At 46.6% G+C, this 13,555-nt stretch carries 9 protein-coding genes; 4 read left to right on the top strand and 5 right to left on the bottom strand.

Annotated elements, in window-relative coordinates:
- The first annotated feature begins 499 nt into the window (after positions 1–499).
- Positions 500–2,119, top strand: a complete 1,620-nt coding sequence (locus Q1A86_RS03330) for an AbgT family transporter (RefSeq protein ID WP_299802863.1) — start codon at positions 500–502, stop codon at positions 2,117–2,119.
- 485 nt (positions 2,120–2,604) lie between these two features.
- A complete protein-coding gene (gene yfcE / locus Q1A86_RS03335) occupies positions 2,605–3,162 on the top strand; it encodes a phosphodiesterase (RefSeq protein ID WP_299802864.1) in 558 nt (185 codons plus the stop codon).
- A 318-nt stretch (positions 3,163–3,480) separates the two neighbouring features.
- Here yfcE and Q1A86_RS03340 read toward each other — a convergent pair whose 3' ends face one another.
- The 3 genes from Q1A86_RS03340 to Q1A86_RS03350 all read right to left on the bottom strand — a co-directional run bounded on the left by Q1A86_RS03340 (position 3,481) and on the right by Q1A86_RS03350 (position 8,855).
- On the bottom strand, positions 3,481–6,639 hold the full coding sequence (locus tag Q1A86_RS03340; RefSeq protein ID WP_299802865.1) for an efflux RND transporter permease subunit: 3,159 nt from the start codon (positions 6,637–6,639) through the stop codon (positions 3,481–3,483).
- 9 nt (positions 6,640–6,648) lie between these two features.
- Positions 6,649–7,800: an efflux RND transporter periplasmic adaptor subunit gene (locus tag Q1A86_RS03345; RefSeq protein WP_299802866.1), complete on the bottom strand. Its 1,152-nt coding sequence runs from the start codon at positions 7,798–7,800 to the stop codon at positions 6,649–6,651.
- A 365-nt stretch (positions 7,801–8,165) separates the two neighbouring features.
- Positions 8,166–8,855 carry a DNA-3-methyladenine glycosylase I gene (locus Q1A86_RS03350; RefSeq protein ID WP_299802867.1) on the bottom strand — a complete coding sequence of 230 codons (690 nt, stop codon included), beginning with the start codon at positions 8,853–8,855 and terminating at the stop codon, positions 8,166–8,168.
- A gap of 140 nt (positions 8,856–8,995) precedes the next feature.
- On the opposite strand from Q1A86_RS03350, the gene Q1A86_RS03355 reads away from it, so the two are divergent.
- Positions 8,996–9,697 carry a glutathione S-transferase family protein gene (locus Q1A86_RS03355; protein ID WP_299802868.1) on the top strand — a complete coding sequence of 234 codons (702 nt, stop codon included), beginning with the start codon at positions 8,996–8,998 and terminating at the stop codon, positions 9,695–9,697.
- Here Q1A86_RS03355 and Q1A86_RS03360 read toward each other — a convergent pair.
- Together Q1A86_RS03360 and prlC are read right to left on the bottom strand one after the other, a co-directional pair.
- The gene (locus Q1A86_RS03360) at positions 9,694–10,266 is read right to left on the bottom strand and encodes a thioesterase family protein (protein WP_299802869.1); all 573 of its coding nucleotides are present in this window, start codon (positions 10,264–10,266) and stop codon (positions 9,694–9,696) included. The two genes, Q1A86_RS03355 and Q1A86_RS03360, sit on opposite strands and share 4 nt — an antisense overlap.
- A 132-nt stretch (positions 10,267–10,398) precedes the next feature.
- Positions 10,399–12,438: an oligopeptidase A gene (prlC, locus tag Q1A86_RS03365; RefSeq protein WP_299802870.1), complete on the bottom strand. Its 2,040-nt coding sequence runs from the start codon at positions 12,436–12,438 to the stop codon at positions 10,399–10,401.
- A gap of 275 nt (positions 12,439–12,713) precedes the next feature.
- Here prlC and Q1A86_RS03370 point away from each other — a divergent pair, with 275 nt between their 5' ends.
- Complete coding sequence (locus Q1A86_RS03370; protein WP_299802871.1) at positions 12,714–13,496, top strand: hypothetical protein; 783 nt, start codon at positions 12,714–12,716, stop codon at positions 13,494–13,496.
- Positions 13,497–13,555: the final 59 nt, after the last annotated feature.

A 13,555-nucleotide genomic window follows, 5' to 3' on the forward strand; every position in this document is an offset into this window, starting at 1 on the left:
TTAAGTAAGCGTTCAATCCAATCATCCCCTTCGGACTCATTTAATATGAGTCCTTTTTTTTACCAAAAAATCACAATCAACCTTAATATCAGACTGTTACAACAACCCCCACCTCGATAGGAAAAAGGTTAACAACAGTTAATCTAACTCCTTTTCTCCGTTCAGCTTTGATACAGCAAACCCTAGTTATAGTAATCCCAATCCCAACGGAAACTGTTAATCAATCCCTTTTGGACTCATCCTATATGAGTCCTTTTTTTTTGCCTAAAACTCACTAAAAAGCTCAGCGTCATTTCACACCAAAAATCCTGCGAAGCCGCACTAGTACTAACGATTACGCTTATAACGTTATTAACAAATGAGGCTGATTTAAGGTTTAATTAATTTTTCTTATCCATCATGCCACATCGGCTTAACAATATAGTGCTCATTCGTAGTCACGCCCGCCGCAACAACAGAACAATAATAACAAAATAAAAAACATATTGAGGAAGTCACTATGAGCAGTAATAACGGCGATAGCTTGCCTTTATCTAGCCAAGCTCCATTAGATCCTAGTAACAAACCTGGTGGTTGGTTTGTCCGCTTCCTAAACGTGGTTGAACGCCTCGGTAATTTATTACCTCACCCCATCACTCTTTTTGCCCTTTTCTGTGCAGCCGTTGTAGTTATCAGTGGCATCGCTGGTTATTTTGAACTGACCGTAGTAGATCCAAGACCCGAAGGTGCATCAGGCCGCAGCGCCGATGGCCTTATTCACGTTGTCAGCTTAATGAATGCCGAAGGCTTGCGGATGATAGTCTCCAACTTGGTGACTAACTTTACCGGCTTTACTCCATTAGGCACCGTACTTGTGGCTTTATTGGGTGTAGGTATTGCTGACCGTTCAGGCTTGTTGTCTGCAGCTATGCGCTTATTGGTCATGGGCGCATCTAAGCGCTTAGTTACCTTAACCTTGGTATTTGCGGGTATCGTCTCGAACACCGCTTCAGAGCTAGGTTATGTGGTACTAATTCCGATGGCGGCGATGATTTTCCACTCTTTAGGTCGTCATCCTCTAGCTGGTCTTGCAGCTGCATTCGCCGGTGTATCGGGCGGTTACAGCGCTAACTTGCTGCTAGGTACCGTAGATCCATTGCTATCAGGGATCACCGAAGCCGCAGCGCAGATGATCGATCCAGACTACCTTGTTGGCCCAGAAGTAAACTGGTACTTCATGTTCGTTTCCACCTTCTTAATTACTTTCCTAGGAGCCTTTGTTACCGAGAAAATCGTTGAACCCAAGCTAGGTAAATATGATGCTAGCGAAGCGGCAATCGATCTTAGCGAGCAGAAGATGGATACGGTTAGTGCCCTTGAAAAGAAGGGATTAAAAATCGCAGGCCTTGCGGTATTAGTGATGTCGGCGTTACTGGCATTAACCATTATTCCTGAGGGTGCACCGCTAAGAAACCAAGAAACCGGGCTAGTAGCGGGTTCACCTTTCTTAAAGGGAATCGTGGCGTTTATTTTTGTGTGCTTCGCCATTCCGGGTCTGGTTTATGGCCGCGTAGTTGGCAGCATGAAGCGCGATATCGATGTCATCAACGCCATGTCTAGCAGCATGAGCAGCATGGGCATGTACATTGTTTTAGTCTTCTTTGCTTCGCAGTTTGTCGCTTTCTTTAAGTGGACCAACTTAGGGGCTGTACTTGCGGTATCAGGGGCAGATGCACTAAACGCTGTAGGCTTAACTGGGCCACTCGTATTCGTGCTATTTATTATGATGTGTGGCTTTATCAACTTGATGTTAGGTAGCGCCTCTGCACAGTGGGCTGTCACAGCACCTATTTTCGTCCCCATGTTGATGCTAGTCGGTTACGCACCTGAAACCATTCAGGCTGCTTACCGAATCGGTGACTCGGTGACAAACCTTATCACGCCGATGATGAGTTACTTCGGCCTCATCTTAGCCGTGGCTTCGCAGTATAAGAAAAATCTAGGCATTGGTACGCTAGTCGCGACCATGCTGCCATATTCAATCGTGTTCTTTATCGGTTGGACCTGTTTCTTCTTTATCTGGGTATTCGTGATTGGCCTACCAGTAGGCCCAGGCGCAGCAACTTACTATACACCTTAGGTCCTAGGTCCTAGGAAAAGCCAAGACGAGGACGGGCTACGCCCTGCGAGACGTGACTGCGTCACTTCTAGGAAGGGAATAAAAGATAGGTCCTAGGTGCGAGGTGCTAGGACCTAGGGAAAGCCAAGATTTAAAAGAGAAAAGCAACTGCTCCAGGCTCTATGAGCTAGCTTTGACCTTTGCTTTTAAGCTGTTTGTTTTTCCTAGCAGCCAACTTGTTGGCGTCCTCGTAGGTGCGCAGCATCGTCCTAGCAGTGAGCCTGCGAACGCCCTAGAAACGAGCTTGCGAGTGCTCTGTCTTTTAGCTTTTCCTAGCAGCCAACTTGTTGGCGCCCTATAACCTAGGTCCTCGTAGGTGCGTAGCACCGTCCTAGCTGTGAGCCTGCGAACGTCCTAGCTACTAGATCCTAGTTCCTATCTTTTAGTAGCTTTATCAAAAAACAAAGCTATATTGACGATCTAACACCTCATTCTAGCCATAGTCTATGAAACTCTTTATCGCCTCGGATCTACACGGCTCTCTGTCTGCCACTCAAGCTATGTTGGCGCGTTTTGACGATTCCAACGCTAACTACCTTATTCTATTGGGTGATCTGTTAAACCACGGACCGCGTAATGCGATTCCTGACGGTTACAATCCAGTTGCAACCGCTGAAGCACTTAATGCTTATAGCAACAAGATTATTGCAGTGCGTGGTAATTGCGACAGTGAAGTAGACCAAGCCTTGCTGCAGTTTCCAATCACTGCCAGCTACGCTCATGTGCTGCTACCACAGATGCGTTTATTCTTAACCCATGGCCATATTTACAACCCAGACAACCTGCCACCACTACAAAGTGGCGATGGTTTACTCTATGGTCATAGCCACATTCCAGTGGCTGAATATCGTGATGATGTTTTGCTGTTTAACCCAGGCTCAACCACAATTCCACGCAATAATGGCCGCGCTTCATACGGCATAATGACCGCGACAGAATGTCAGGTTCGCGCATTAGACAACGACGAACTATTACTAAGCTGTCCGATACGTCATAAGCTTTAGAAAAGCTGAGACGAGAACGGGCTTCGCCCTGCGAGACGTGACTGCGTCACTTCGAGAGCGCGACCTTGTCGCTTCTAGAAAAGGCTAAAACGGAAAGCAAAAGATGTAGAGCTGTTATCTTTAATCTTTTCCTAGCAGCCAACATGTTGGCGTCCTCGCAGGTGCGTAGCACCGTCCTAGCAGTGAGCCTGCGAACGTACTAGATCCTAGGTCCTAGGTCCTAGGTCCTCGCAGGTGCGTAGCACCGTCCTATCTTTTACAACAAAAAGCCCAGCATTTGCTGGGCTTTTTAGTACTTAGCGTATTAGTGATACAAGATTACTTGTTCGCTTTTGCTGCTTTAGCTTCTGCCTTTGCTGTCTTAGCTGCATCTCGCTCGCGCTTACTGAACATACGCTCAACAATCACGAAGAAGATTGGGATAAAGAAAATACCCATAAAGGTCGAGCTCATCATACCGCCTAGTACCGCTGTACCGATGGCGTTCTGGCTACCAGAACCTACACCACTACTAATCGCTAGTGGCACAACACCTAGACCGAATGCTAGTGACGTCATCAAGATTGGACGTAAACGCACTCGAACTGCGTGTAGCGTTGCCTCAACAAGCCCCGCACCTTTCTCGTAGAACTCTTTAGCGAATTCCACAATCAAGATAGCGTTCTTGGTTGCTAGACCCACAGTCGTCAATAGACCTACTTGGAAGAATACGTCGTTAGGTAAACCACGACCATTCATCGCAATCAAGGCACCGATAATACCTAGAGGAACAACGAGTACTACCGCAAATGGTACCGACCAGCTCTCGTATAGTGCAGCTAGTACAAGGAATACCACCACAATCGACAAGGCATATAACATTGGCGCTTGGTTACCCGATAGACGTTCTTCATAAGAAAGACCGTTCCACTCGATACCAAATCCTGGTGGAAGCTTCTTAGCCATAGCCTCGATGTCATCCATTGCGGCACCAGTACTGTAACCAGGCGCTGTACCACCTTGAATGTTCATAGCTGGTAAGCCACCGAAACGTTCTAGACGCGGTGAACCATATTGCCAACTACCGCTAGCGAATGCCGAGAAAGGAACCATTTCGCCTTTGTCGTTACGCACATACCAAGAATCGAGATCTTCTGGCTGCATACGGTATTCAGCTTCACCTTGTACGTAAACTTTCTTCACACGACCACGGTCGATAAAGTCGTTCACATAGTTACCACCCCAAGCTGTACCCAGTACGCTGTTTACTGAGTCAATATCAATACCCAATGCACGTAGTTTACCGTGATCGATATGGACTTGATAAAGCGGTGCATCTTCCTGACCGTTAGGACGTACGCCCACTAGGTTCGGATTCTGTGCAGCCATACCCAGCAACATATTACGCGCTTCAACAAGCTTGTCATGGCCTTGGCCATTCTTATCCTGCAAGTAGAAGTCGAAACCGTTAGCCGTACCTAGCTCAATAACCGCTGGCGGTACAAAGGCGAATACAAAGGCTTCTTTCATCCCCATAAACATGCCCATGGCACGGTTAGCCACTGATTGAACGTCTTGACCAGGATCGCTACGCTCAGCCCAGTCTTTTAGACCAACGAAGGCGATACCCATGTTCTGACCATTACCCGCAAAACTGAAGCCCGATACGCTAAATACAGATTTAACGTTTGCAGCTTCATCATTTAGGTAAAAATCGGTAACACGCTCAAGCACTGCTTTAGTTTCTTGCTGGGTCGAGTTCACCGGCAAAATAGCCTGAGTGAACAAGATCCCTTGGTCTTCGTCTGGTAAGAATGCGGTAGGCATGCGCATGAAGATCCAACCCACTGCAACCGTAATCGCTAGGTAAACCATCATAGTACGGCCAGTACGCTTAATCATTGCCGCAACACTGGCTTCATAGCGTGAAGTCAGTGCGTCAAACTTACGGTTAAACCAACCAAAGAAACCGGTTTTTGCATGACTTTCACCCTTGCCAATCGGCTTAAGCATGGTCGCACAAAGTGCTGGCGTTAGAATGATCGCCACCATTACCGATAGCGCCATTGCAGACACAATCGTAATCGAGAACTGACGATAAATCACACCGGTTGAGCCAGACATAAATGCCATTGGAACGAATACCGCAGAAAGCGTTAAACCAATACCCACTAGCGCGCCCGTGATTTGGTCCATCGATTTCTTGGTCGCTTCAATGGGACTGAGTCCCTCTTCTTGCATTACACGTTCAACGTTCTCTACTACAACAATCGCGTCATCAACCAGAAGACCAATTGCCAGTACCATAGCGAACATAGTTAGCGTGTTAATCGAGAAGCCTGCAGCGGCCAAAATAGCAAATGTACCCAGTAGTACTACCGGCACCGCAATCGTCGGGATTAGCGTTGCACGGAAGTTCTGCAAGAACAGGTACATAATTAAGAATACTAAAACAACTGCTTCAAGCAACGTGTGTACAACACCTTCAATTGATTTCTCAACGAATGGAGTTGTATCGTAGGGATAAACCACTTCCATCCCGTCAGGGAAGAATGGCTTCATCTCGTTGATTTTTGCACGCACGCCTTCGGCAGTTGCTAATGCGTTAGCACCAGTTGCTAACTGAATACCAATACCCGCAGCGGGTTTACCGTTATAGAACGACTCCACTGCGTAGCTTTCAGCGCCCAGCTCAACACGAGCCACATCTTCAAGAAATACCTTGGCACCTGAAGTGTCAGCTTTGATGATGATCTTTTTAAATTGTTCAGCTGTTTGTAGACGACTTTGTGCCGATACCGTTGCGTTTAGCTCTTGACCGGCAACTGATGGTGCACCACCTAACTGACCTGCTGACACCTGAGCATTCTGCTCTCTAATTGAAGAGATAATGTCTTGGCTTGTCAGGTTATATTGAGTCAATTTCAGTGGGTCTAGCCATATACGCATCGCATATTGCGCACCAAATAGCTCGATAGTTCCCACACCTGGCACACGACTTAGCGGATCCTGAATATTAGAACCTACGTAATCGGCGATGTCGTTTTTATCAAGTGAGCCGTCTTGTGATACGAAACCCGCTACCATCAAGAAACCCGCACTCGACTTACTGACGTTAACACCTTGCGCCTGAACTTCTTGCGGCAACAGTGGCATTGCAAGCTGTAGCTTGTTCTGCACCTGTACCTGCGCGATATCAGGATCGGCTTCAGCATTAAACGTTAGGGTAATTTGTGCATTACCAAAGCTATCACTGGTTGATGTAATGTAGCGAAGGTGGTCAATACCAGTCATTCGCTGCTCAATAACCTGAGTTACTGAGTCTTCCATCGTCTTAGCCGAAGCTCCTGGGTAAACAGCACTGATCACCACAGATGGCGGTGCAATACTTGGATATTGCGATACCGGTAAGCCCACAATTGAGAGCACACCCGCCAGCATCACAATAATAGCGATCACCCATGCAAAAATTGGGCGATCGATAAAGAAACGTGCCATAACTCTGCCCTATTTCTGTTGTGTTTCTGGTTTCTTGTCAGAGACCAAAGGACCCGCCTTTACTGGGGCGCCTGGACGAATTTTTTGTAGACCTTCAACGATTAGCTGATCGCCCACTTTCAAACCATCAAGAATACGCCATTGGTTATCAATCACTTCAGCAGTAGTCACAATACGTGCAGCCACTTTGCCGTCTTCGATAACCATAGCGACCGCTTCACCTTTGGTGTTACGGGTAATCGCTTTTTGTGGTACTAGAATCGCAGCAGGATCGGTACCCGTATTCAGCACGGCACGCACATACATGCCTGGCATTAACACGCCTTCCGGATTAGGGAATTCTGCACGAATAATCACAGAACCTGTGTTTTCATTAACGGTCACTTCAGCAAACTGCAGCACACCGGTATGACTGTATGGAGTGCCATCTTCAAGGATTAGCTCAACGTTCGCATTTGCAGCCGCTTCAATTTGACCACGCTTAAGTTGAGACTTAAGACGCAACATTTGTGTGCTCGACTGAGCGATATCAATATTGATTGGATCTAACTGCTGAATTGTCGCTAATGTTTGGCTTTGATTAGCTGTAACAAGTGCACCTGGCGTCACATCAGACTTACCGATACGGCCAGAAATAGGTGCAGTTACCTTAGTGTATTCAAGGTTGATCGACGCTGTGTTAATCGCAGCTTTTGCTACAGTTACACGTGCCATAGCTTCTTTATAAGCCGCGTCTGCTTCATCAAAGTCTTGTTGACTAATAGAGTTCAGCTTGATTAGCTTTGCAAAACGTAACGCTTTAGCTTTAGCCGAAACCAATCCCGCTTCAGCGCTGGTAAGATCAGCTTTCGCACTAACGAGTGCAGCTTCGTAAGTAGAAGGCTCGATCTGATATAGAGACTGACCCTGCTCAACATCTCGACCCTCTGTAAAGCCGCGGGTCATAATGATACCGCTTACCTGTGGACGTACTTCAGCCTCTAGATATGCCTTACTACGACCTGGTAACTCAACCATAATCGATTGAGGTTTAGCTGTAACCGTTATAGCACCAACTTCCATAGGTCCACGTTGCTGTGGTCCTTGCTCAGGTTTTGGTTCACAGCCAGTTATCCATAACGCCACACTTAAAACAGAGGCAATTTTCACTATTTGCCGCATGAGAACTCCTAATAAAAGCCATCTACTCGGTAATCATTTTTTTGAAAGCAGAAAATGCCGTCAATCCCACCTTTGGAAGCATAAATTTTTGTCGAATATTTAACGCACCTTTATCTCACAATGTCTATTCGTCAACAAGGAAAACTCCTAGTTTAAATTGTAAGGTAATGAAAATTTCCGCATAAAATCAGCCATCTATGTTTAGGAAATGTTAACAACCGATCACCAGCTGGCAATATGTTAAGCCGGTGTTCAAGCAAGTGCTGTTAACTGCTTGATATTTAACATTGAACTAGCATGATCGGTTAATTTGCACGTTTTTCGTGCACCAGACTCTATGTTAATAAGGCCAATAAATTCTGCGCTTAAATACGATTGTCGCCAACGCTACAAGCCAAGACTCTGCTAATGTCGGCTAGGCTTCTACCCGACTCCTGCTGCCAGTGATTAAATACACTCTGCACCTGCTGTAATCCCGACTTAGAGCTAAAACCATAATCTACTAAACCATGGCTCTTCAGATATCCTTGCACGTCGTTAGTCAGTAAAAAGGTATCTTTACCCATAGAGCGCAGAAAGTAAGGCCCAGTGTTGCCACCGAGTCGCGTGCCTTTACGCTTTAGTTCGGCCCAGAGCCCGGTAATATCGGCACTCGGCCAATCTGCAATAAACTTGGCAAAACTACCGTGCTGAGCCGCGAGATCGTTAACCATGTGGGCATTATCATAGATCGCCATGGTCTTTTTCAGGTGACGGATCAATTTAGGATCACTGGCACGCTCTTGCAGCTGCTCCGGCGACAACATCAACACCTTAAAAGGCTCAAAGCTAAAGAAGGCCTTCTCATACTCAGGCCACTTGGCCTCGACGATTCGCCATACGAAGCCACTCTGAAACACCTTCTTGCTGATCTCAGATAACAGTTGCGCGTCGGTAAACTGAGTCAGTTCCTCATCCGCCAACCCTGTTGGCAATAGACTTTCTAACCCCTTGTCACCACCCTTTCTCTGCGACGCTCTGGCATAGATAGCAGCAAACTTTTCAACTTGACTCATACTCTCCCTCGTTAGTAAAAATTTAACCCTATCAATTAAGCTTTACCTTATATGACTAACCATCTGAAGCGACATATTTTTACTCATCTAAGACAACATATCCCCATACAAACTGGATGTTCGCAACATTGAGGGACCTAGTGTTAGCGACTAGAGTTAATAGTAACCTTGTATTTAATGAACCCACTTTGGCTATGGATCTGTATTACCACCCACTGGCTCGCCAGTCTCAAAAAACACTGATTGCCCTCTATGAAAAACAGGCAAGCTTCAGCCCGCACATCATTGATCTAAGCAATGCCTTTAGTAGACGTAGTTTTCAGCAAGTAAGTGATGCGTGCAAGCTGCCACTTTTACACGTCCGAACAAAAGAGTTTTTTAACGACGCCAGCATTATTATCGAGTATCTGGATAACTATATCAGCTCCGGCACTCAGCTCATCCCAATAGATAAGACTCAAGCCCTATATGTTAGGCTTTATGATAGATTAAGCGACAATCAGCTGGATAGAGAAATAGAAGCTTGGCTGGAGGCGGTTAACACTAGCAGTAACCAGATCTACATCAAGCGATTAGAAAGGGCGATGCTAACCAGCATGGAATACTTTGATCGGCGCCTAGCCAATAACCACTGGGTTTGTGGCGAAAGCTTTTCCCTCGCAGATTGCGCTTTTATTCCCTGCCTAATAACCCTAGAAAGCCGACTGCAATTGTTAGATTACGAACACATTGGTCGCTACTGGATCCAGGCAAAACTCAGGGGCTCGGTCAGTCAGGTTATCGAAGAGATAGAGCTCACTCTCGCCACCTTAGGCCAGAGTGAGCTAGTAGTGCACACTTAGCTCGCCGCTTTAAACTCTATCGGCTCACTCGAAGGTATGGGCAGGTTGCACTCTTTCTTAAGCTGCAAGAAACTCTTCCATTTAATCACCTCGGGGGGCAGTTGCGGTGCCGGTTCATCGAAGCCGACTTCCGCCAGCATAGTGGCAATCGGCACTTGTTTTCGCTTACAGACAAATACCCCACGCACATGGGCGATACAGTGCAAACCTCGCTCACTAACGAAGCGCTGCTCAATATAAAAATACTTCTCATCCCAGCCCACCAGCTTAGTTTCTATCTCAAACTTGGCGAACGGCTTGATGTCACGAATATAAGTAAATTCGGCCGCATTAACGATAGGCATCCAACCGAGTTTAAGAAAGCGTTTGAGAAATCCCATCTCGGCCATCATGTAGGTACGGGCGAGATCCATAAAGGCGGGATAGCGAGAGTTAGTCAGATGAAAGTTAACATCGCAATCGCTAGGCAGCGCGCGATAGTCCAGTCGGCTAGTGTCTAAAAAGTCGATTTTTTTACAATGACGGTTACGCCATACAAATAACCAGAACAGCCTGAAATAGAGATTCATTTACAATACGACCTAACATCCTTGAATAACGAGTCGCAAAGGCTAACAAAGGTCATACCAGATGACAAGCGCGAGCGAGAACAACAAAAAAGGCGCTGAATGCGCCTTTTTAGGGATAGATATATCGACGCCTTAGCCGTTAATGCCACTGTGTCTTAGCAAGGCATCAGTTTGCGGCTCACGGCCACGGAAGCGCTTAAACAGCTCCATCGGCTCCTCACTGCCACCCATCTCTAGGATATTTTCAAGGAAGCTTTGGCCGGTATCGGCATTAAATATCCCTTGCTCCTCAAACAACGAGAAGGCATCGGCCGATAATACTTCAGCCCACTTGTAGCTGTAGTAACCTGCTGCGTAACCGCCAGCAAAGATGTGAGCAAAGCTATGTTGGAATCGATTAAAGTCAGCAGCCTTAATCACCGCCACTTGCTCTCGCACTTCATCCAACTTTTGCTGGATCTCGGCGCCTTTAGCTGGGTCAAACTCTAAGTGCATTTTGAAATCAAACAGTGAAAATTCAAGCTGACGCAACATCATCATGCCAGACTGGAAGTTCTTCGCCGCTAGCATCTTGTCTAACATGGCTTTGGGTAAAGGCTCGCCAGTTTCGTAATGACCTGAGATCTCGGCTAACGCCTCTTCTTCATAACACCAGTTTTCCATAAACTGACTTGGTAGCTCTACCGCATCCCAAGGTACACCGCTAATGCCAGACACCCCACCCACATCGATTTTTGTCAGCATATGGTGAATACCATGGCCAAACTCATGGAACAGAGTGGTCACTTCATCATGAGTAAACAGCGCAGGCTTGCCCGCCACTGGCGCATTGAAGTTACAGGTTAGGTAAGCCACAGGGTCTTGCATACCACTTAACGTCTTGCGACGAGCACGGCAGTCATCCATCCACGCGCCGCCACGTTTACCCTCACGAGCATAGAGATCCAGATAGAAGCTACCACGATGCTCACCGTTACGGTCGGTAATATCAAAGAAACGTACATCTTTATGGTAAGTATCGAACTCTTTTTGCTCTTCAACCTTGAGACCAAATAGACGAGATACGGTATAGAATAGACCCGATAACACTTTATCTTCAGGGAAGTATGGGCGCAGCAACTCTTGGGAGATCTCGTATCTGTGATGCTTCAATTTTTCAGCATAGAAACTTAGATCCCACGGCTCAAGTTCTGTCACGCCGCACTCTTTTTTAGCAAATTCTTTCAGTTCTGCCAGCTCGGCTTCGCCTTGCGACTTAGAACGTGCAGCCAGCTCGGTTAAGAACTCTAGTACCTGCGCCGGAGACTCTGCCATCTTAGTAGCTAACGACTTATCGGCAAAGCTATCGAAGCCTAATAGATTAGCCAGCTCATGACGCAACGCCAAAATCTCATCCATCAAGGGACCGTTATCGAACTCAGCAGCATTCGGCCCCTGATCCGATGCTCGAGTGATAAAGGCGCGGTAGCACTCTTCGCGCAGCTCACGGTTTTCGCTATACATCATTACTGGCAGGTAAGATGGAATGTCTAAGGTAAATAACCAGCCTTCTAGCTCTTTAGCCTCGGCCATCGCCTTCGCTGCAGCAACGGCAGATTCAGGTAAACCAGCAAGCTCAGCCTCGTCGGTGATTACCTTGCTCCAGGCTTGAGTCGCATCTAATAGCTGATTTGAGAAGTTGCTGGTGAGTTCAGACAAACGCTTAACCAACTCGCCGTAGCGCAACTTGTCGCTATCACTAAGGCCAATACCCGAGAGTTCAAAGTCTCGTAGGCTATTCTCAATCAGTTTCTTCTGCGCTTGCGAGTAGTTGGCAAACTCAGCCGATGCAGCTAACGATTTATAGGCTTCATATAGCCCCTGATGCTGACCGACAAAAGTGCCATACTCAGACAATAGAGGTAAGCAAGCATCATGAGCCTTGCGCCACTCTTCGCTACTCACAACCGAATTCATATGGGAGATCGGTGACCACATCTTGCCAAGTTGGTCGTCAACTTCCTCTAGAGGCGCAACAAGATTATCCCAAGTGAACTCACCTTGATGCTTTAGCACCTCTTCGATCTTCTGGCGACAATTGGCAATACCTTGCTCAACAGCGGGCTGAATATGTTCAGGCTTGATACTTGAAAAAGGGGGAAGCGTGGCACTGCTTAGCAAAGGATTGCTCATCGATGATTCCTTAACATTCTATGTTGATAGGTAAAGAGATAAGGGCTAATACCGCATTATTCAATCTATAGAGCATAATTGTTTATAAACTTAACGCGTCCTAACAGTAAAAAACCGCTACAACTGAGATCTCAGTCAAAATTTATCAGAGTGAATTTTATACAGTATTGGTATTGCAAACCATGTCGCAAATACGACCCATTATCATTTACATTCATGTATTTAGTTCTAGTATGCGAGGTGTTAATTCTTTCGCCAATATTTCGAGTTTTATCATGAGAAAAATCAGCCAATGCACAGCCTTAGCGGCACTATTAATGAGTGCTGCAACCTTTGCCGACGAAGCCGCAAACATAGACGACTCCCACAGCACTAAGGTCATCCAACAACTTCCGGCAGATGATAGCGCTCAACTCCAGGGGCTTATCGATCTAGGCTGGGACTCAGAGTACATCTCCGAAGGCCGTAATAATCTAGACAAAGGTGGCATCTATTGGGCCACTGCGGCGATACAGAAAGATAATCTGACGGTTTATGCCACGGTGGGGCGCGGTGACAGTCAGCATTATACCGAATGGAACTTCGGCCTAGAGTATGGCTTTGAACTGACCGAAAATCTCAGTGGTAGCGTGGGCTATCAACGCCTAGAGTTTTACGGTGACGAGCGCGCCTATGACAATGAGCTGTTTAGCTCACTCGAATACACGGCGGTAGACTGGCTAGTGCCATCGGTTAGCTACACCTACTCCACCGAAGCGGCAGGTTATTTCGTCGAGGTCAGTCTACACAGCAACTGGGAACTGGCTCAAGGGTTAACCGTGAGTCCTTATGTAACTCAAGGCTTTGACTTTAATTATGTCACCGAAGAACATGACGGCGCTAATCACTTTCAATTTGGTGTAGAAGCCGAGTACCTGCTGCCTAATAACTTTGTTGTTTCGGGCCATATCAGCCACACCATAGCTCAGGAAGATATCAAGCTTGAAGCGCGCAATGATGGCGTGACAGGTAATCTCGATGAAACCTTTGCTGGTCTCCACCTAAGCTGGAACTTTTAATCAGACATTCTAGCTAACGACTTGTCGCTACTCGTTTCTAGTTAGCCCTTTTCTAGTTA

Source organism: uncultured Shewanella sp. (genome assembly GCF_947497935.1).
In the GTDB taxonomy this organism is placed as follows: domain Bacteria; phylum Pseudomonadota; class Gammaproteobacteria; order Enterobacterales; family Shewanellaceae; genus Shewanella.